The organism is Mucilaginibacter galii (genome assembly GCF_014635825.1).
In the GTDB taxonomy this organism is placed as follows: Bacteria; Bacteroidota; Bacteroidia; order Sphingobacteriales; family Sphingobacteriaceae; genus Mucilaginibacter; species Mucilaginibacter galii.
Genome location: NZ_BMDO01000016.1, coordinates 50546 through 72185, shown reverse-complemented (window position 1 = coordinate 72185; position 21640 = coordinate 50546). Strand labels below are relative to the sequence as shown.

Annotated in this window: 18 protein-coding genes; 1 reads left to right on the top strand and 17 read right to left on the bottom strand. The window is 42.5% G+C overall.

Translation table 11 applies throughout. The annotated features are described in order from the left end of the window. Positions 1-130: 130 nt before the first annotated feature. The 15 genes from IEV61_RS20000 to IEV61_RS19930 all read right to left on the bottom strand — a co-directional run bounded on the left by IEV61_RS20000 (position 131) and on the right by IEV61_RS19930 (position 19589). On the bottom strand, positions 131-2320 hold the full coding sequence (locus IEV61_RS20000; RefSeq protein ID WP_188418838.1) for a PepSY domain-containing protein: 2190 nt from the start codon (positions 2318-2320) through the stop codon (positions 131-133). A 16-nt stretch (positions 2321-2336) separates the two neighbouring features. Next, complete coding sequence (locus IEV61_RS19995) at positions 2337-2822, bottom strand: DUF2271 domain-containing protein (RefSeq protein ID WP_188418837.1); 486 nt, start codon at positions 2820-2822, stop codon at positions 2337-2339. A 5-nt stretch (positions 2823-2827) separates the two neighbouring features. Beyond that, the gene (locus tag IEV61_RS19990) at positions 2828-4360 is read right to left on the bottom strand and encodes an ankyrin repeat domain-containing protein (RefSeq protein WP_188418836.1); all 1533 of its coding nucleotides are present in this window, start codon (positions 4358-4360) and stop codon (positions 2828-2830) included. A gap of 258 nt (positions 4361-4618) precedes the next feature. Further along, the gene (locus IEV61_RS19985; RefSeq protein WP_188418835.1) at positions 4619-6598 is read right to left on the bottom strand and encodes an OmpA family protein; all 1980 of its coding nucleotides are present in this window, start codon (positions 6596-6598) and stop codon (positions 4619-4621) included. Between the two features lie 20 nt (positions 6599-6618). Continuing rightward, positions 6619-7584, bottom strand: a complete 966-nt coding sequence (locus IEV61_RS19980; protein WP_188418834.1) for a PorP/SprF family type IX secretion system membrane protein — start codon at positions 7582-7584, stop codon at positions 6619-6621. A gap of 31 nt (positions 7585-7615) precedes the next feature. Further along, positions 7616-11761 (bottom strand): CshA/CshB family fibrillar adhesin-related protein, encoded by a 4146-nt coding sequence (locus IEV61_RS19975; protein ID WP_188418833.1) that lies wholly within the window; start codon positions 11759-11761, stop codon positions 7616-7618. A gap of 309 nt (positions 11762-12070) precedes the next feature. Then, positions 12071-12655, bottom strand: coding sequence for an HPP family protein (locus IEV61_RS19970; RefSeq protein WP_229747229.1), 585 nt, complete (start codon positions 12653-12655; stop codon positions 12071-12073). Between the two features lie 62 nt (positions 12656-12717). Further along, complete coding sequence (locus tag IEV61_RS19965) at positions 12718-13308, bottom strand: DUF4202 domain-containing protein (protein ID WP_188418832.1); 591 nt, start codon at positions 13306-13308, stop codon at positions 12718-12720. 7 nt (positions 13309-13315) lie between these two features. Continuing rightward, a complete protein-coding gene (locus tag IEV61_RS20815) occupies positions 13316-13453 on the bottom strand; it encodes a rubredoxin (RefSeq protein WP_373867858.1) in 138 nt (45 codons plus the stop codon). A gap of 82 nt (positions 13454-13535) precedes the next feature. Beyond that, positions 13536-14819, bottom strand: a complete 1284-nt coding sequence (locus IEV61_RS19955) for a DUF58 domain-containing protein (protein WP_308472353.1) — start codon at positions 14817-14819, stop codon at positions 13536-13538. Between the two features lie 69 nt (positions 14820-14888). After that, complete coding sequence (locus IEV61_RS19950) at positions 14889-15866, bottom strand: AAA family ATPase (protein WP_188418830.1); 978 nt, start codon at positions 15864-15866, stop codon at positions 14889-14891. A gap of 1 nt (position 15867) precedes the next feature. Continuing rightward, complete coding sequence (locus tag IEV61_RS19945) at positions 15868-17040, bottom strand: DUF4350 domain-containing protein (protein WP_188418829.1); 1173 nt, start codon at positions 17038-17040, stop codon at positions 15868-15870. Continuing rightward, a complete protein-coding gene (locus IEV61_RS19940) occupies positions 17037-17777 on the bottom strand; it encodes a DUF4129 domain-containing protein (RefSeq protein ID WP_188418828.1) in 741 nt (246 codons plus the stop codon). Before IEV61_RS19940 ends, IEV61_RS19945 begins: the two co-directional genes overlap by 4 nt. Further along, complete coding sequence (locus IEV61_RS19935; RefSeq protein WP_188418827.1) at positions 17777-18631, bottom strand: hypothetical protein; 855 nt, start codon at positions 18629-18631, stop codon at positions 17777-17779. The genes IEV61_RS19940 and IEV61_RS19935 overlap by 1 nt, the downstream gene beginning before the upstream one ends. Next, complete coding sequence (locus tag IEV61_RS19930; RefSeq protein ID WP_188418826.1) at positions 18615-19589, bottom strand: stage II sporulation protein M; 975 nt, start codon at positions 19587-19589, stop codon at positions 18615-18617. Before IEV61_RS19930 ends, IEV61_RS19935 begins: the two co-directional genes overlap by 17 nt. Positions 19590-19681: 92 nt before the next feature. Between IEV61_RS19930 and IEV61_RS19925 the strand changes: the two genes are divergently transcribed. Beyond that, entirely contained in the window at positions 19682-20428 is a 747-nt protein-coding gene (locus tag IEV61_RS19925; protein ID WP_188418825.1) for an RDD family protein, read from the top strand. On the opposite strand, the gene IEV61_RS20810 is transcribed toward IEV61_RS19925, so the two are convergent. Both IEV61_RS20810 and IEV61_RS19915 read right to left on the bottom strand, forming a co-directional pair. Beyond that, positions 20425-20763 (bottom strand): DUF2752 domain-containing protein, encoded by a 339-nt coding sequence (locus IEV61_RS20810; RefSeq protein WP_188418824.1) that lies wholly within the window; start codon positions 20761-20763, stop codon positions 20425-20427. The genes IEV61_RS19925 and IEV61_RS20810 overlap by 4 nt on opposite strands. Beyond that, a complete protein-coding gene (locus tag IEV61_RS19915; protein ID WP_188418823.1) occupies positions 20763-21140 on the bottom strand; it encodes a DUF805 domain-containing protein in 378 nt (125 codons plus the stop codon). The genes IEV61_RS20810 and IEV61_RS19915 overlap by 1 nt, the downstream gene beginning before the upstream one ends. Positions 21141-21640 lie beyond the last annotated feature (500 nt).

The following is a 21640-nucleotide window of genomic DNA, read 5'->3' as shown; positions in this document are numbered from 1 at the left end:
ATTACAACTGGGAAAGGCCACATCAAGGTATAGGCGGTAAAAAACCTATCGAAATGACCACCCTAAACAACATATCTTAAATCATCTGTTTGTCCTCGAATTACTAAACCCTTACAGCAATGACATTATCTTAGTAACAATCCATCATGATTTGCCCGTGCGACTGGTAATAACTGACCGGTTGGTTAAGCTGCTCCTGGCAAATGGTTTCGAGCAAGTCCATTACATCTTTTTGCATAGAAAGTGAGCCGCAGATCATGATAACGCCCTGATTAGCTAACACCCGGCCTATAAAGTCGCGGTCGCGCTCAATCAGGTTACTTACATATTGCATTTCGCCCTCTCTCGATCTTACTAAATTTAACCTGGCCAGTTTTTGTGAAGCCCTGCTTTGTGCTAAAAAGCTTTGGTACATTTCGCACGATGAGGCATCGCGGAAACCGCAGTATAAATGGCATGGTGTTTTCTGCAAGTTCTGGCTTATCATGCCCAGGAAGGGTGCGATACCGGTACCGTTGGAGATCATGATTACATCGGGCGCTTTGGCCGGGAAATGAAAATGCCCATTGTTAACAATACGCGCCTTAATAGCTTCTCCAGCTTTTAAAGCATGCAAGAAGCCCGACCCCAATCCACCAGCATGCAACCGAACACTTAACTGAATTTCTTTATCAATCACCCCTATAGAATATAGCCGCTCACGGTGATCATTTGCCGGATAGATAGCCAGCAGATCACCCGAGGTGACGCTTGTTCTTTGTCTGCCTTGCAGACGAAGAAGGAAGATATCATTCGTGCCTGCGAGTGCAGTATTTTGAGTTACCGTAAAAGTCTCGAGGCTGTGAGTCGTTTGCAGATCAGGCGACAATGTTAATGGAATGCCAGATTGTTGCGACCAGGATTCGGCCCATAAGCTGAAATCGTCCGGCAATTTATCATCAACGGTGTGTATATCAGTTAATGGCGTTGCCCAGGTTTGGTGAGCCAGCAATTGGTTAACCTCGAAAGCAAACTTGCAAAAATCAGGATAAGCATGAGAACCAAAACCCAGTACTGAGTAAAGAATGGGTTGCGCTTGCGGATATTTTTCAAGCAAGGCGGCAAACTTAGCGGCGTTGGTTGGTGCATCTCCTAAACCATACGTGGCGGTAAGTACCAGCAGGTGTTCGGCCTTTGGAAACAGCGTGTAATTGTTTAACTCGGTAATATATGATTGATGCCCCTGCTTTAATAATTGCTGATGAACGGCCTGCGCAAAACGGTAGGTGCTGCCATTTTCGGAACCAACCAAAATGATAAACCGGCTGTCAGTCGCCGTGTATTTGTTCTTTACGCGGTTGGCCAAACGTTTCCAGGTAATGGCAAAACCTGAGTAAATAAAGAACAGTATATTTACGGAGGCCACGGCCAGTATAATAGCCCATATGCTACTTGCCCTCCCCGTGTGCAGATTAAGGCTTAGGTTGGTTAGCAATACGGCAATGGGATATTTAACCTCGCTTAAAACATCGCCGGTAATTTGGTTAATGGTAATTTCGCGGTCTTTAAGTTTGAGCGTAAAGTAATCTTCCGCATCCTCCGAAAATGGAAACTCTATGCTCTGAACATCTGAAAGCTTCGTGTTTTTGAAAATGGTGATGTCGGCAGGCTTTATTTCGGGCTTGGAACGAATACCGTCTAAATCAACCTTGGGCGAAGTAATCTTTGTATCAACCAAGCCGAACTTGGCTAACGACAAGTAAGTTCCACTCAATGCGATAATGAAAATGGGAATAAGCGACCAGCGCCCTAATACCACATGGTAGTACTGCGCAAAATTATCGCGTACAATGCGGGTAAAAAACCGCTTTACCCCCCGCTGCCGCTGAATAATGAGCATAGTGCCCGAAACGGTGATCAACAGCAGTAAAAACGCAGTAAGCCCTATAAAGAACCGCCCCGTTTCATGAATAAATAGCGAACGGTGCAGGGCGGTTACCCACGCGAAAAATTCGCTCTGCTTAGTAGGCTTTCCTAAAATTTTACCTGTAACGGGCTCAACATAAGCTTCGAGGTTTTTGCCGTCTGCATCGCTGGCCTTGATCTGTACAAACTCGTTAACATCTACGGTAAGCTCGCTAATATCTGGATAGGCTTTGCGCAAAGCCGGGAGCGATTGCGCCAGCGTAACCTCATTAAAGTTATCGGCACGAAAGGGCTGTAGCTTTTGCGAAACTGGCTCAAATGCCAGTATTATACCCGTTACAGATGCCAGTATAAGCAGTAAAAAAGAAGATACAGCCAGTGCTAAATGGCTGTATCTCCACACAGAAATGGTCATGCGCTTTTAGGTAACTTTAATTAGCGCTGAAGCGCACGTAACGGATAAAGCCGGTTCCCTCGTTCTTGGCCGATAGGGCATCGGTAGTCAGGGGGATTTCCAGGTCTTTTACGTAGTAGTTCTTATCTTCTACCGCACTTTCAAAACGCAGTTTGTAACCGGCGTTAACCTTGGCGGTTTCTATTTCAATTACGTTTACGCTGCGGTCGCCACCGGTAACCGAGGCACCGGTAATAGCGCTGATATTAGCGGGTTTCTTTTTGTAAAACTTGTTCCACTCTTTTAGGCTGTTGTACCATTTTTTGTCGGACCCCATAACGTACAAGGTTTTTTCGTAAGCGCCTTTGCTGTCTATCAGCGAGATTACGACGTAAGCCCCCTCGCCCATGTAGTTGGTCATTTGCACCATGCATTTGTATTTGCTGGTTTGTGCAAATGTTGTAGCCGGTTTAATAAAGGCAAGCGCAAATAGTAAAAAGGATATTTTAAAGATTTTAGACATCGGTATTATTTCAGGAAGTTAACAGATACGTTCTTTTTACTTAATGACTCATTTTCGCTGGCTAAGTCAAATGCAGTTTCTTTAAAATTAGTAACTGCCTCTTTTTTAGCACCAATGGATAGCAGGTATTTCATCATGGCATCGTCTTTAGCTACCATGGCTGCTTTGTGCAGTGCGGTTAGTCCTTCGGTGTTTTTAGCGTTCACATCAACACCTAAAGGCTGTAAGCGCTTCAGCAGACCAATATCGTTTTTGGCAATAGCCAGGTGATAAAGCGTATTGCCATTTTTCTGCGGAGCAGCTACATCTAAACCTTTGGCTTTTAAAATAGTAAGCTTGGCATCAAAGTCATCTTGCTTTGGTGCACCACCCTGCTGGGCAGCCGGGCCGCCAAAGCCCTGCCCTTGCGGACGGTAAGACTCCATGAGGTAAAAAGCCAGGTTATTACCGTTTTTATCTAAAGCCTTTACGTCGGCACCTTTGCTAAGCAGATAGGCTACAACTTCGGGCGAATTACTGCGCACGGCCATAGCCAGTGGGGTTTCGCCTTTAAGGTTAGCCTGGTTAATGTTCTTTACTTTAGGGATCAGCATGGCCATTACCGCAGTATCGCGGTTGCCGGCAGCGGCGTTCATTAAAGGGGTATTACCATCTTCATCAGCCTTATTTACATCTACGCCTTTACTCAGGAAGTAATTAATAATTTCCGACTGATTAGGTTTACGTGCAATATAATGCAGTACGTTAGCACCGCTTTTGTTGGTTGTCGCAGGGCTAATGTTCAGGCTTTCTAAGTAATGATAAACCGGTAAACCTGCACCGGCGCTACCGCCACGGCGGCCGCCACCGCTTTGGGCAGCCATAAGCAACGCATTTTGATTTGGCTTCACCCCTTTTTGCACCAGCGTTTTCAGCAGCTCAATATTACCGCTGCGGGCGGCATAGCTGAACGCATTGTTGCCTATAGCATCGGTACTGTTTAAATCCAGACCTTTGGAGATGAAGTAGTTGGTTAGCGTAAGCTCTTTATCGTTGGCCACAGCCAGCAACAAGGCATTAGCGCCATCCTGGTTAACGTTTTTCTTCAGGTTATCGCCATGGGCAAGTAACAGGTCATAAATTTTAGTATTTGGCTGACCACTGGCTGCAGCAAAAAGTAAAGGCGTAGTGCCATGACTGTCCATGATGTTTACCTTGGCGCCTTTATTAAGCAGGTATTCTAACACTTCGGCGTTACCACGGTTGGCAGCCCAGTGTAAATAGGTACGGCCATCGTGGGTTAGCTTATCTACATTATTGCCGGGCTGATCTATCAAGTATTTAATAGTTTCGGTAGGTGCCTGGGCATTGATAGCCATTACCACCGGGTCAAAGCTCATGGCATTAAACTGCGACGGGTTGCTGCCTTTTTCTACCTGGGCTTTTACCTGGGTTACATTGGGCTGGCCTTGCCAAAACGACTGCTCTAATAAAGTATTGGTTTGTGCCTGCGCCGAGAAAGAAATAAATGCAGATACGGCGATCAATAATTTTTTCATTTTATAACACTGTTCTTAAATGTTGCTTAGCACCTTTTGCTTAATGAGTTATGCACTAAAGGATACAGGTAGCGAAGTTAATAAGAATCAGTCTAAATAAAAACAAAAATTATATTGTTCTTTAATTGTTACCAAAGATGTTTGAAGCTAACGTTGTATAAGCATCTAAGAAAGAAATCTCTTTTAAACAAAAAGCCATTCAGTTTTAGCTGAATGGCTTACATTATGATAGGTGAAAGGTACGTTTCAAAAGGAATGCTAATACTCAATAATGGTAAACTCGGTACGGCGATTAAGCTGGTGTGCCGCCTCAGAACAATTTACGCCGTTACTACAGCGGTTAAGCAGGCGGGTTTCGCCGTAACCGCGGGCTATAATGCGGCCTTCATCTATACCTCCTACGTCAACAATATAATCGGCGGCGGCCTTGGCCCTGCGGCGCGATAAGGACATGTTGTAATCATCGTCGGCACGACTGTCGGTATGCGATCCCAATTCAATAACAATGGTAGGGTTATCTTTCAAGATCCTGATCAGCTTATCCAGTTCCACAGCTGCATCGGGCCTAATGTCGGCTTTGTTCAGATCATAATAGATATTATCTATGCGGATGGCTTTCTTTAATTCAATTTTTTCGAGGTACAGGTTTCGCCTGATTACTGAGGATGGCGCCAGCCCTGTGGTAGAAAATGTGTTCAGGTTATCGGCCAGGTAGGCGTTCTTTTCGCCTTTAAGCTGGTAATCGCTGCTTTCGTTAAGCACAAAACTAAACTGGCCGGCACTGTTGGTTTGCACTTTAGAAAGTATACCTTTTGGCCGTGTTAAAGTCACTGTACTATTGGCAATGGGGTAACGTGTAAATTTATCATAAACCACGCCTTCTAAATTATAAGTAGCTGTTAGTAACGGGGTGAAGCTATATATATCATCGCTGCCCACGCCACCCATTCTGTTTGAGGATAAATAGCCTGAGCTGCCATCGGCAGCAAGTACGTAAGCAAAATCATCCTGTGCAGAATTAATGGGGTAACCCAAATTCTGTTTAGTGCCGAAAGTGCTGCCTTTACGCAGCGCTTTAAAAATATCTAACCCGCCCATGCCTTTATCGCCATCGGTAGAAAAGTAGATGGTACCATCAGCATTAATAAATGGGGTGCGCTCGTTGGCCGGAGTGTTAATGGCTTTGAGGTTTACAGGCTGCCCCCAGTTGCCATTGGTGCGTTCGCAATAGTAAATATCGGTACCGCCCATACCACCCGGCATATCCGAAGTAAAGTACAGCGTTTTGCCATCGGGGGCAATAAATGGGTCGCCTACCGAATAAGCAGTTTCATTATTGTATACGAAAGGCACAGGCTTTTCCCATGTACCAGTCGCAGAATTTCGCCTGCTCGAATAAATGTCCAGCTTAATGGTTTTGATACGTGCTGTGTCTTTGATCTTGCGATCGGGCAGATGGGTTAGCGTAAAATACATTTCAGTACCATCGGCAGTGAATGAGGCGGCTCCAATGTGGTATTCGGTACCTGCTATAAAAGGGAAAAGCCTGACCGCATCGGCCGCTGTTATGCTATTTTGCTGTTCGTAAAGATTTAAATACTTGTTACCGGTCCAGCCATAAATCCTTTTATCTATAGTGTTAGCTGCATCAAACCTGATCAATGGCCTTTTCTTTTTACCTTCCTCTAACTCGGCTTTGTTTTCCCGGTCAGAAGTAAACACCAGCGTGTTATTGTATTTAACAGCACCCCAGTCCGACTCTTTGGTGTTTAACATTTGCTCGTTCCTGATATCGACCGGCACCGGGTTTTTGATCCACTTCATAGCCGAATCGCAGGATGAGATCCAAAATTTCAGCTGCGCTTGGTTTACCGCGGGGCTAATGGTGTAATATTTAGTGTACTGTGCTTTAGCTTCGGCATATTTCAGGTTATTCTTTAATACCTCGGCATATTTTAACAGGTTGTCGGGCTTGCTATCGGGCATGGCCACAGTGGTGGCATACCATTTTTCGGCCTCGGGGTATTCGCGGGTCAGGTGGTAACAGTTAGCTAAATGCTCAGCGGTGTAAAGGGTAGGATCTTTTTTATAAGCCTTTAAGTAAAGCTCTGCTGCTTTGGTATAGTTAAATAAGTTGTATTGCTCGTTGGCCAGTTTTAATACGTATTGTGCCTTCACACTGTGCGCCAGCATTAAAAAGCCAATAACTGTACAGATCGTAATTAATCGTTGTTTCATCCCTTGTTAAGCTTAGCCGATTAAAAGAATCTTGGTGTTAACATCCGTGTTTTTTGCGTTTTAATGTAGAAGCCGATAGAGATCTCGTGCGAACCACCGCTGTAACCCTTCAACGGCCCAATAGAAACATCGTAAGCATAGCCTACACGCAGGTTCTCTAAAGGAAATAGCTCCATGGCGGCTACAAAAGAGTTCAGGTTGCTTAGATCGCTTTGCAGGTAGCTTTTCTGATACAGTTTAACACCTGTACGATACGAACCGCCCACCCAAAAACGCTGACCGAACATTATAAAGGCATTCAAATCTAAACTGGTTGGCCCGCCTGCATCGTCTTTTAGTAATACACTGGGTTTGATCAATACATCTTCTGATAACGGGAACAGCGCACCACCGGTTAAATAGTAGTGCGGTTTGGGCTGGGCAATGTATCCGCGGTTACGCACGTTGATAAATTGCGAGATCAGGTTATCGGCCGAAAGGCCTGCATAATATTTATCATCTGAGTAAAATACCCCCACACGACCATCAGGGACTATGGTGCTTTGCATACCAGGTACCAGGTTTGGTTCGGGGTCGTTAGGATTTAACAAGGCTCCATTAATGCCTAATTGCATAGCACCAATACCCAGGCCAAAGGCCAGGCGTGAAGTACCCTCGGCGTTCATGCGCAGGCGGTATGCATAGTTAGCGTAAGCTGATAAGTTAGTTTGCGCCCCTAACCTGTCATTAGATATTTGAAGCGCCAAACCCACATTTCCGTTGTTGGCAATGGCATCAACCGCTAACGACATACTTTTGGGTGCACCCTCAATACCCGTCCACTGTGAGCGGAAATAGCTGTGAAAGTTCAGGTTTTCTTTATAACCTGCATAAGCCGGGTTAATATATATACCATTGAACATATACTGGCTTTGCTGCGCATCCTGCTGGGCAAAAAGCACCCTGCCGCTCAGCATCAGTATAATTATGATTAAAAAACGTTTCATTATCATCCTTTGTATTGCCACTGCCATTAACTTAGTTTTTAATCGTGCGCATTAATGTGATGTATCCTTTAATAACCTGCCAGTCGGTGGTTTTAACCTTGAGTACGTAGTAATAAGTACCTTCGTTCAGGCCCTCTCCTGTCCAATTGTTTTGGTAATTAGTTTTGTGATATACCTCGTTGCCCCAGCGGTTAACTATAATGAGTTCGTTTTGCAGGAACTTATCCAGTCCGCGTATCTCAAATACATCATTAATGCCATCGCCGTTTGGCGTAAACAGGTTAGGAATTTGCAACAGCGAAGTAGCGCTCACCGTTACATTTACCGTAGTGGCATTGGTATAGAAACCATTAAGATCTTTAACCCGGTAAGTGAACACATCGGTGCCCGAGTAGCCAGGGTTAGGTGTATAAGTGATGGTTCCGTTGCCGCCAATGGTGATGCCGCCATGTGCCGGAGAACTTATGATTTCTACCGATTGCGGATCGAAGGTGGTGTTCTTCGGATCATCGTTCTTTAATACCTCAATGGTAACCGGAACATCGACCCCGGTAAAGGCATTATCAGGAGCAGCAACCGGCGATTTAGGGAAACTGGTTACTACACCCGCTGTACTGTTTACCACATTGCCAACCGGATCGGTACCGTTCACACTGGCATTATTAGTTACCGAGCCGGCATCTTTATCGGCTTGTGTTAAGGTATAATTCAATGTGTAAGTAGCATTGGCACCCGGTTGCAAACCACCAGTTGGTATGGTAATCAAGGAATTGTTAAGGTTGAGCTTGTTATCTGTTAACCGTACATTGGTCAGCACAGAATTACCCGTGTTGGTTATTACGAACGTATAGGCAATGTAATATGAGGTAAATACACCGGTTTTAGCCAGCCTGATCGATCCAACTCCTGTTGATGTAATCGTAACCACAGTAGGATCATCAACCGCAGGAGTGGCCGGATTATCAGACCGTGGGTTGGTTACCACAATACCGCTTGGATCGGTACCGCTTACGCTGGCCTGGTTGCTGTAACTGCCTGCGCTAACATTGGCTGGTGTTACCGTGTGCCGGGCGGTTACCGTAGCCGATGCTCCGGCTGCTAAACTGGCAATAGTGGCCGGTGAAATAGATCCGGCATCGGCACCCGCATCAGTCACCGTTACGTTTGAAAGTACAGAACTACCTGTATTAGTTACGTTTATGGTATAATTGATCACATCGCCCACCTTGGCGTAGCCGTTGTTGGCCACCTTAGTGAGGCTCATAGAGGCAGCAAAAATATTGACGTTAACGGTAATAGGGTCAGACACCACCCCATCAGGTGTAGTCAGGGTATAAGTGTAAGTATCAGTCCCTACATAACCCGCCACCGGCGAATAAGTTACCCTGCCGCTGGCATCTACGGTAGTAATACCATGCAAGCCATTGGTTGGCATTACGGTGGTTCCGTTGGCACTGGCGCCGTCGTTCTGTTTAACGGTGGTAACTACCGGGGTATTTAATGGCGTAGTAACCGCATCGTTTACCCCAACTGGCTTAATGCTGATGGTTACGGTAATAGGATCGGAAACAATACCATCGGTTGTAGTTAGTGTGTAAGTATAAACATCTTTGCCAATGTAGCCGGCTACCGGCGTGAAAATTACCCTGCCCGTTGCATCAGCCGTGGTAGTACCATGAGCACCATTGGTTGGCGTTACAGTGGTGCCTATACCGCTGGCACCATCATTGGTTTTAACTATGGTGGTTACCGGCGTATTAATAGGCGTAACATCGGCATCATTTACGCCCACCGGTTTAATGCTGATGGTTACAGTAACAGGGTCTGATATAACACCGTCTAATGTGGTTAAGGTATAGGTATAAGTATCTGTTCCGGCGTAGCCTGTAGCAGGCGTGTAAGTAACCTGGCCTGTGGCATTAACAACAGTGGTACCATGTGCCCCGTTAGCAGCGGTAACCGTTGTACCCGTAGCACTGGCACCATCATTAGCTTTTACGGTGGTAGTTACCGGGGTGTTGATAGGCGCTACATCGGCATCGGCAACACCGGCTGGTTTAATGCTGATATTGATGAGTGCACTCACGCTTTCGGTGCCAAAGTTATCTTTAATGGTATAAGCTAAAGGTGTGGTTTTACCGGCGAATGCTGGCAGCGGTGTAAAAGTTACCTGGCCGGTTGTAGCATTTACCGTATATGTACCCTGGTTAGGAATAGTAACAGATATTTTCTTGGCATTGTCGGCTGGGTCGATCAATAAAACGGTGGTGACGTTGATGGTACCGTCGGCATCAGTATCGTTACCCGGAATATTAAGTGTAACGGGCTGCCCTATACCGGTAGTACCATTGTCAGCAACAGTTACAGGTGCCTGGTTTATACCGAAATTTACTGCGCTTACATCTAAACTTGTACCCGGGGTAGATACGCTGATTTGTAAGTTGGGTGTGCCGGGCTTAATGCCGCTATTGCCTGCATTGTTGGTACCGTAAGCTGCTCCCGATGCATCAAAACCAGCCGGCAAATTGGCAGTTACGGCGGCTAAAGTACCTCCGAGGGCGACATCGTTAACAGAAATGGCAACCGTGTAATTGCCGTTGTTGTTATTAGCCAGCGTATAAGTGCCGTTGGCGGCCACTGCAACTTTGTTTACCACAATGCCTGCATTGTTAACCAGGTAGGCATACAATTGCTTACCGCCAACTGCAGACAAACCTGTACCGGCAATAGCGCCATCGGCGGCTCCGTTACCATCGCCCACTACGGTTCCTGATATACTTACACCTAAAATATCTTTCAGGCGGTAGTCCTCAGCCTCACCATCGGCAGCGAACGATACACTTCTCTCATCAATTGCGGTAGCGCCATCATCCAATAAATTAGTAGTGGTGATACGCAAACGCGCATACAGCGGACCAACCTTAACCTTACCTGCAAACATGGCATTAGGAAAGGTAAGCGTAAAGTTTTGATTAACGGTACCGGCAGGCACCGTTACCTTGATAAGCTCATCGGTTCCAAACAAACCGTCGCCGTTAAAATCGAGCCAGCCGTATAAAATGGCCGGGGTTGCTTTATTGTTGGTGGCAGGAATGGTGAGCACAATATCGCCTACCTGGTTAACTTTAACCGTAGGTATAGCACTGGTGTTAATAGAACTTTCATCAGCCTCGCCGGTCAGGTCATCATTATCGGCCATTACACCAAAATCGGGCTGTCCATCGGGGTCAAGGTTATCGGCTCCCAAGTATACATTGGCCTTTGGAGTAAGCGGCGTAGTGTTATAGTTTACCACCTCGTAGGTACCATCGCCGGGGTAGTAATCGGTACTTTGAAAATCGTCTATATAATGCCCTGTGGCACCATAGGTAGCCGGATCATCTCCTAAATCAAATGGCAACACAAAACCAATGGCCATGGCCGTGATACCCGATCCTCGCATGGATACGTTGGTTAAGTTACGCGCCCCTCTGGCAAACATAACCGCCTGCACACCAAAGTTACCCGGAGGAAGATCGGCGTATAACCTGAACGACTTCCCGGCATTAGAAAGGTCCATTTTATAATGGATGTCGGCCACATTGCCCTGTGTTCTCTTATTAAGTAACTGCCATGCCACTGCGTTAGGCGTATTGCCCGAAATATATTCGCCGCCGACGTCTATAGATTCGGCATCGGCAACCACCATGCCGGGGTAGTTTACATCTGTCCAAACGTTATTGATGAGAATGGCTATCTTAATATCAATATCGAAAGTAACGGTACCGCCGTTAGTAGTGGCCAATGCAGAATTTGGTACACCCCTCGAGTCGGGCTTAGGCAGGTTGTTGCCCGAATAAAGCAGGTCTAAACCATCGCCGAAATAGCTTCCGGGTGTGTAGGCTACCATGCCTGCACCGGCAGAAAGCACCTCATTAGTAATAACCCCGGTTATACGCACCGTAGGCGAAAATTGCCAAACGTAAGTGCCATTGATAATATTTGACCCACTGGAACCGGCGGGTGAAGAGATGAGCGTAAAACCGCTGGCTGCCCTATCCCAGGTGAGCCAGTAAACCGAATTAACCAGGTTAGTACCCGCACTGCCACCAATTGCATATTGTGCTGAGGCTTTGTTAAAACTATAACAAAACAACAAGCAAAGCAGGAATACCTTGAGTAAGTATTTTTTAATCATAAAAGCTTTTCAAAAAATAGCTGTACGTGTTAAACTTACTTGCAGAGGAAAGCAACATATTTTCCGCATGAGCAAGCGGCAGAACCAATTTTGAAAAGATTGTATTGTAAGGTTTTTATCATATGGCTAAATATACAATTACATCACTGATTTCATAAACCAATATTGGCTTATAAAGGCGTACAGCGTTATACGTAAATGACAGCCATTTAGTTATCGTTATTTATTAAAATACCAGGCGGAATTTTTACTTATGATAAAGCAGTTTACATTATTATAACTACTTAAAAACAACGAATAAGGCGCAGCTTACCGGTATCTTCTTTTCCAAATTTTGAACCAGTCCTTATTTTTAGGATAGCTGCGGTGAGAGGTGGCATTATTACAAACCACTGCCACTAAAAATAAGATCATAACCCCCGTTAGCACCGGACTCAAAACATAAAAATAGCCTAGCGACTGAATTTTAGCCGACCCAATATTAGCAATAAGCGCCGTAGCACCGCCCGGCGGGTGAAGCGTTTTGGTAATTTGCATTAATACGATGGCTAAGGAAACCGATAAGGCCGAGGTTAGCCAGACTTCGCCGGGTAATAGTTTATGAACACTTACCCCTACCAGGGCACTTATAACGTGTCCGCCTATTAAATTACGGGGCTGCGCCAGCGGACTGTTAATGGCTCCATAAATTAATACTGATGACGCACCGAAAGAACCAATGAGGAAAAGATTATCGTAGGCCGCAAAGTATTTACCGTTTAATAGTCCAATAATACCTATACCTAAAAAGGAACCAATAAAAGTCCAGAAGTGCTCTTTAAAATCTAATAAAGTTTCTTTGTATATAATATAACGTGCGTTCCGTACGTGCCGCCTGATATGCTTTTTCATCATTAGCCGCAAATTTAGCAAGCAAAACTAATATATGCGTTCAATTTCAGTTCAAGGTTGAAACATCACATTTTAAGCAAAGCCGCTTTGATCAACTCCAATCCGTTATCACTATAGGGCAAATTAAGCGCAAAACTATGACCATGGGCATCCATTTTTAATAAAGATTTACGAAGAATGTTTACAATTTTGTCGGGATCGTGAGCATGCTTTTTACAGAACTCTTCGTACTGAAACTCAAGAAATACCAGGCATAGTGCATTTTCTATAGTTTGTACCTCAGCATCTACCTTAATGCGCTGTTTTAAAACAATCTGTTTTACCCGGTCAATTTGTTCATCCCCATATCCTGCTTCCTGCATTAAAGCTGAAGCAATATGAGCATGATGCAAAGCCAGGTTTTTACGCCATTTTAAATAAGGCTCTCTGCCTTCGGGGTAACTATCGCGTGGTATTTCCCATCTCCCTATGTGTTGGCTCCGCGAGGCCAGGCGCAATTCTTCGCTGGCGTCAGTATCAAGTTTAAGTACCCAGTCATGAAGCTTAATAGCAAAAAAATACTCCTGCGGATAGCTGCTCCCCTCGTACACAAAAGTTCGCGGGTCTTGCTTATTGTAAGCATCAAAAAGTTCAATAGCAGCGTCTAATTTGTTCATGTTGCAATTACCAACTTTTATGTGTTAACTCAAAACTACTTTTATCGGCGTTGCAAATTGAACATTTATAACTGTTGGTAATGTCGGCAAACATTGTTCCTGCCGCAATATGATTAAATAAGTCGGCGGCAATACAGTATTTCACAAGCGCTTAATGATGAACTAATCCACGCACTTCAACTTTATAACGAGACCGAATTAAGTGCAGGGTTAGAAAACAACAAAAATCAAATTTGTTGCCGGGCCTTAATTTGCAAATAGCGGTTAATAGTGTTTACCGTTAAGTTTTGTGGTGTAGTTAAAATAGATTTGATGCCATGCCGGTTGAGTTCTTTTACGATCATTTTCTTTTCGTAAATAAGTTTTTCAGCTACGGTTTTTATATAAATTCCCTCTACATCACTGGCATCTGCATTGCTTAGTTTTTTAAGCTCCGTGTTCTCAAAGAAAACCACAATTAACAAATGGAATTTGGCTATTCTTTTTAAGAATGGCAATTGGCGCTCCAAGGCCGATAAGCTTTCAAAATTGGTAAAAAACAATAATAAACTACGCTGTTTAATGGTGTTGCGCACAGTAGTGTAAAGCAATTCCATATTGGTTTCCATGTACCGTGTTTTTTCTTTATACAACACTTCCATGATCTTATTTAACTGAGTAGGGCGCCTGTCGGCTGCAATGGTTGCACCTTTTTTGTCGGATATGGTGATTAGCCCGGCTTTATCCTGCTTAATCAACGCTACACTTGATAGTACTAAACTGGCATTAATGGCGTAATCTAATAAGCTCAAACCCTCAAAAGGCATTTTCATAACACGCGATTTATCTATCACGCAATAAACCTGCTGCGATTTTTCTTCGGTATAATTATTAACCATTAAACTGCTATGCCTTGCGGTAGCTTTCCAGTTAACAGTACGAAAATCATCGCCGGGCACATAGTTTTTAATTTGTTCAAACTCCATGCTGTGCCCCAATCTGCGTATCTTTTTGATACCGATCTCATTAAGGTGATTTGAAATAGCCATGAGTTCGTATTTGCGCATTTGCAAAAACGATGGATAAACCGGTAGTGCTTGAGGTTGTTCAAAGTTATAGCGCCTTTGTATTAAACTTATTGCCGAACGCACGTAAACCCTCACCGCACCAAACTCATATTCACCTCTTTTAGTAGGCTTTAATATATAGTTTAACAACTTATGCTGGCGCGGCTCCAAATTGGTTTTAAACCATACATCACGTTTTTGAAATTGATGGGGAATTTCGTCAATAATCCCTATTTCTACCTTAAAGTTGTAAAAGCTTTCTATGTAAATGCCTATCTCATTATCATCGCCGTTACTTAAGCGCTCGGGCGTATTGCGGCGTGCAAATATTCCTTTAGGCTGGCGGTACAGTATCCAAATATCAATAAAGAGCAATACGATAATTACACCGAAGAATATTACCGGCACATTGCCCAGCCAGGGAAAGAAAAACGAGCATAAGAATAGCACTGCCGCCAAAAACATGCAGATGAACAACCTGTTATACAAAAACAGATTTTTATAGAATAGGCTAAAAAACGACTTCAAAATACGTTATCGAGGAATTTCTATTTTCTGAATGATTTGAACAACAACCTCATCAGGCGTAACACCTTCCATTTCCTTTTCAGGTGTTAACATAATACGGTGTCTTAACACCGCTGGTGCCACCCAAATAATGTCATCGGGTGTAATAAAATCGCGGCCTTTCATTGCAGCAAGTGCTTTAGCTCCATTTACAATAGCCAATGATGCCCGCGGGGAGCCTCCCAAAAACAACGCTTTATTATTTCGCGTTTCGTGAATAATTTTGGCTACAAACTCCAATATCTTAGGTTCTACAAACAAACCTCTAACCTGGGCCCTAAGCGTTATAATATCATTGCCCGAAAGTATAGGCGTAATATCGCTCAGTTGCTCGGCGGCTTTGTGCTGATGCTGCTGCGTTAATATCGCTATCTCTTCTTCGAGTGATGGGTATTTTACTTCTATTTTAAATAAGAAGCGGTCTAACTGGGCTTCGGGCAAACGGTAAGTTCCTTCCTGCTCTACAGGGTTTTGAGTGGCAATCACGATAAATGGTTCGTCCATTTTAAAACTCTTACCATCAATAGTAGCCTGCCGCTCTTCCATCACCTCAAACAAAGCCGATTGTGTTTTGGCAGGCGCACGGTTAATCTCATCTATAAGGATAATATTACCAAATACAGGCCCTTGCTTAAACTCAAACTCTACCGTTTTAGGGTTAAAAATTGATGTCCCCAACACGTCCGAAGGCATCAGATCAGGGGTAAACTGAATCCTCGAATACTTGGCATCAATGCTTTTGGCTATCAGTTTAGCGGTTAATGTTTTGGCTACACCGGGCACACCTTCAATCAATATATGTCCATCGGCCAAAATACCTGCAATTAACAGGTCTATGGTATCTTGCTGACCTACAATAATCTTAGCCAGTGTTTCTTTTATTTTGGACACCGCCTCATTAAGGCGACTTAGGTCGGTGCGTTGTTCAAAAAATTCTTCTTCCATGTTACCTGGATTGTTTATTAAATTGTTCGATGTTTTGGTTAAATTGAATGAGTTCCTGATCGCTTACAGACTTATTGCTGCGTACCAAAGTTATTTGGGATATTAGATTATTTACAAGATCGATATCAGCACCACTTTTTTGTGCAACCGCATGCGCTAAATCATTATCAAGCTTTTGTGTACTTACATTGTATTTTGAACGCCAGTGTTCTAACAGATAAGTAGCCTTTTTTTGCGCGATGTTACTGTTATTACGCTGCTCATAATATACCTGCCCTACTACGTTAACAAACTCAATAGTGGCGTTACCCAAAGGATCAATAACCGGTATTATACGCTGGCGACGCTTCATTTCATAAAGCACAAAAGCTGTCAAGCTAAAAAAAGCAATATAAAATGCCCAGCGTAATTGAGCATATCTTAAAAATACACGCATGATAGATTCATCGCCCGCACGGCCTTGGGTGTAATATTCATCCCAAACTATGGCATTGGTTTTTTGCAGATGCGATAACGCCTTAGCCGCATAGCCGGCCCCCGTATCTTGCAATAGGCTATAGTTTGAAAACATTAAGGGGTTGGCGTTAAGATATAAAGCTCCCTTGCCTATTTTGTACTTTAAATAATTAGCTGCATGCTCTTTGGTCTCGCCCAAAACCAAGGCACGTGTAGTGTCAAAATTGCTAAAATTACCGTTGGTGGCCCCTCTGTCAATTTTATACCAATTATTAGCAAATGCTTTATTTAAAAGCCTAATGGGGTTACCGCTTTCAGACCCGAATTTGTATCCTGTTTGTACCTTGAGCTGCTTGCGTAAATACTGGCCAAAGTCGGATGCAGCAATAAACACATCATTTCCATTTTCAATGTATTGAGCTAATTTCTTATAATCTTCTTCGTTTATATTTACGCTACCGCCTATAATGATGTATGCTCCGTGTTGAATGCCCCTGTCTTTAATAACGTTGTAAGGTGGTTCTCTAAACGTCCTGACTGTTGCGCCGGGAAATATATCTTTAATACGGTTATAAACCACATAGGTACCAAAAGGACTTTTGTGGGTGTTGTTCAACGTTTCGGCCCAGTCTATAAGTTGAGGTTTGTTATATTGCGCTACCAGGTAAATAATTAGCAGTAACGAAGAAATAAAGATATACAGCTTAAAATTCTTCATGGCATACGCTTTTTAAAGTCCTGAAATGCAGTGTAAATACTTTGGAAAGACCGGCCATCAATCGGAAAGTCGCCATACCATATGTACTCAAATTGCGTAGTAAGAATACCGAACGATTGGCGTTGCACACTATCGGTCAGTTCGTTCAAGTAGGCCGAATTGGTTTTCTCAATTTGCCAGTGAATAAGCTGAGCATCGCTCAACTGCTTTAAGCTGCGCAAATACAATAACCGCACAGCCAGCTTATAATTATGCTGGTTCATGGCGCGTTCTATTTCTTCGTCAAAACTTATTTCATGTATATTTTCAAGCGATTCTGAGTATGGAATATCTACCGCTTTAGCTTTTTTGCCAAACAGATGCAAATCATCACCCAGGTACTTGATAATACCGTAAACAATTAGGCCAACAGCCAAAGCGCCCATAATGTACTTTAAGTATGGTACGTCTAATTTAGGGCCATCAAAATCAAATAAGTCACGTAACCATTTCCAAAACCAACGCCAAAATCTATCCCAGATAGAAAGATCAGTTTCTTGTGTAGCATATTGAAAATTGCGGTCTTGTTTGTATAATTTTAATTGCGCTGCGTTAAAATGGCGTTCAACAATACTGGCACTATCTACCTTAATGGTTTTGTGAATAAGCTTCACGCTGTCTTTCTTTACAGCTTTTGCAGCATTAGCACCGAAGCCCAAGGCCGTTATTAACAAAAAAACAAACAGTGCTTTTAGCATTAATATTCCTCCGTTGGCAAGTTATCGGTTGAGGAGTTATTATGCACGCCTAAAGCTTCAATGCGTGCCATTAGGCCGGCATCGTCTGTATTTTCGGTATAGCTAAAATAAGCTAAAGCAGCAGCTATTACAGGCAACACGTAAGTAAACTGTACAAGATGCCCAAATACGGTAAACACCATACCAAATATCACAGCAGTACCTTGGCCTGTAAGCAATATGGCCAAACCAGCCACTATAGATGCAGGTATGGTAATAATCATAAATACGGCCAGAATTAAAATAAATGTGAGTAATATAACTCCAAGCATTGGCCCCCAATTGTTCTTGATAAGTTTAAATGCCCTGTTAAATGAATAACTGAATGTGGCATTTTCCAATACCATTACCGGCAATACTAATGCAAATACAGGGAACAAGTACAGGCCTGGAAATATGCAAAACAACAAACCCAGTGTTAAAAGCACTAACAATAAAAAGGCGCCTCCAAAAGCCCTGAAAAAGTAAAAACGAACGTATCTCCAAACTTCTTCAACAGTGGGTGGCTCATTAGCTTTATCGCGGTATAGTGCAATAAAGCTTAGGGTAGTAAGCGTAACCATAGTTAAACTTACAAACTCAAATATCTGCACCATCAAAAATGCAGATGTAAAGCTCGATTCACCATCTTTGAAGTTTTGAAAAAGGCGTACCTGGCTCATCACTGCCAATACCATACTGGCCATCAAAAAAAAGCCGCATATAACAACGTAAGCCTTAAGTAGCGGCTTCCAGTTTTGCTTCAAAAAAATTATACTATCATCAACTATTTCGCTTACGGAGCGAATTTGTTTTAACTCAACTTTTTGCTGCATTATCAATATCAAACATGTTTAGCTTACGTGATAACCACATTGGGTAAATTACCACGTAGCCTAATATAAAAAACAACGAACACAATAAGATGCTGCAGCTTAACCAAAGCGGCATTTCGGTATGACGGGTTACAAAACTCTCAAAAATAGCGGCCAGCACCACAATGGGCGATATACCAACAATTATTTTAACCCCTTGCAGGGCTCCTTTTTTAAGCGACACCATGCGGTTATACGTTTTAGGAAAGATAATGCTGTTACCCAATATCAGCCCCGCCGCACCTGCTATAATGATCGTCGCTATTTCTAAAGTACCATGTATCCATATAACCAGGACCGACTGTATGCCCAATCCTCTGCTTATGAACAAATATTCAAAAGCGCCTAACATAATACCGTTTTGAAACAATACGTATAAAGTACCGATAGATAAAAATATGCCTGCTACAAAATTCACTGTAGTTACGTACAAGTTGTTTTGGGCTATTCTAAAAAACATGTACATGGAATCTTTATCTTTATAAACGCCGAAGGGATCGCCTTTAGCAATATTCTCATTGGTCATATTTACATAGGCATCTCCCAAAATTAGCCTAACAAAGGTATTATCATATTTGGCCGATAGTATGCCTATTAAAAAAAAGGTAATAAAGAAAATAAAAGAATACAGTAACTGGCGTTGATGCTGTGCAAAAATTAGGGGCAGCTCATACTTCCAGTATTTAGCAAACCTGCCTGTTTTCTCTTTTTTATTTTTGTAAATAGATTGATGAAAGCCTGCGGCAAGTTTGTTTAAATAAACCGTGGTTTTGGATTCAGGGTAGAAAGTTTTAGCATAAGCGAGGTCATCGGTTATCGCAATAAAACGTTCGGCTAACTCGTCGGGGTCTTTAGTTTGCACCTTTTCGTAGTTGTTCCACCGTTCAGAATTTTGCTTTATAAAAAATGCTTCACGCATAAAATGTGACCTCGTTTCGTTTCTGAAAATAATAACAAATTTTTGATAATCAGAAATAATAATTGATTAATGGCATATATATTTGTTTACACATGAAAACGGTAAGAATAACAACCTCACAAAACATTGACATTGACTATGAAGTAGCTGGTATAGGCGAACGCGTATCGGCCCGGTTAATAGATTATGCCATATTTTACGCTGTATTTTTGATTTGTATGATATTGTTTGCAGGTGTAACAGGCGGCGGTTCGGGGGCTTTTAACAGTAGCAGCTACTTAATTTTAATGGCAGTTTGGTTAGGCCTGTGTGTGTTTTACGATTTTATTTGTGAAATATTTTTTGACGGACAAAGCATTGGCAAGCGATCTATCAAAATAAAAGTGATTAGTTTAAATGGAGCAAGACCAACTACCGGGCAATATTTATTACGCTGGGCTTTTCGCATCATAGATTTTGGGGTTACGTTTGGCTCGGGCGCATTGTTAACAGTAGCTTTATCTAACAATAAGCAACGTGTTGGCGATATGGTAGCAGGTACTACCCTGGTTAAAACACAACCTAAAAACAAACTTGGCGATTTGGTTTTTAATGCTCCGGGTAGCAACTACGAGCCTGTATATGCCGAAGTTGCCAATTTAACCGATCAAGATGTGGTTTTAATACATGATGTGATCCGTAATTTTAAACGCACGCGCAACAACGTTTTGGTTTACAGGCTGGCCTTAAAAATAAAAGACTTTTTAAAAATCACTTCTGAACGTGAAGTAAATGAGTTCCAGTTTCTGGAGATAGTTTTAAACGATTATAACCAGCTTACTGGCCAGCATAGCCTTTAACGAATGGTATAGAGCCCGATTACTTTAATGAAATACGAGCTCACAATTACCAATGCCGATGCCAGTAACATCCAATTTTTTATTAAGTCATAATTTTCAAATTGAAACTTACGATTTAATACTACAAAAAGCGCGGTAGCCAATAGTAACAACGTAGCAGGATAGTACCTTAAGCTCAACTCGACATCCCCTTGCAGCAAGGCTATCACAGAGCGCTGAAAACCACAGCCAGGACAATCTATACCGGTTATTTTTTTAAAAGGACAGGGTATCAAATAACGAAGCAGCCATTCAGGTTGAACTGAATGGCTGCTTACAAAATATTTAAGATACATTAAGCTTGCGGAGTAGTATCAAATGGCTTTTGGTAATCTGCAGCACCAAAGCCCTGGCGTAATTTAGGATCGTCTCCATATTCATTAGGACCTGGTGTACCATCGGTACAAGCCAGTATTAAATTATAAAATGGAATGATTAGAAACCAGCCGCTTTTATCAACATCGTGCATGCGCCTAACACCAACGGCCAAAGTTGGTACAAGTACAGCCAATGAATAAATGCTACTTAAAAACGGCGAATTTAAAGTATAACCAATAAATACCAAACCATAAGTAATTATGGTGTTAAATAAGGTAAAATACCAAAATTCGCTGCGTCTTGCACGGCCGGTAAACTTAGCATAGTTTTTCAATACAGAGATGAAGTAATTCATGATGTTGAGTTAGGTGAACAATTGTGTTAGTTAAATGATGGTTGTTATATCTGCAAAATAATAAATATGCTTAATTGACAAATTAGTTATTTATATCAATTGCTATGTATTAACATGTTATTTTATAAAATGTTCACAATATTTATCAATCATAGTCTTATAAAATCATTTCTGCAAAGCAAATCAAAGTATATTGAACAAGAGAAGTGCCATATCTTCACTTGATGCTTACACCATTTAAGTAGCGGAATCTGACAAAAAGTCGAATCATCATCATCCTCAAATTTCTCTAATATCCTGTTTGCTTACCTGGGTATATGGAACCAGATAAAAGTCGAATTTTATAACTGGTTTTTTAACACTTTGAATAATAATAAACCAATTGAAAGAATCTGAAAACAGATATTATTATAATATATATAATTCTGGATTACCTTGCAAAAGGTATCTATGAATGTTAATGAACATCAAAAAGAATGCAGAGTCGGCAAACCCTGACT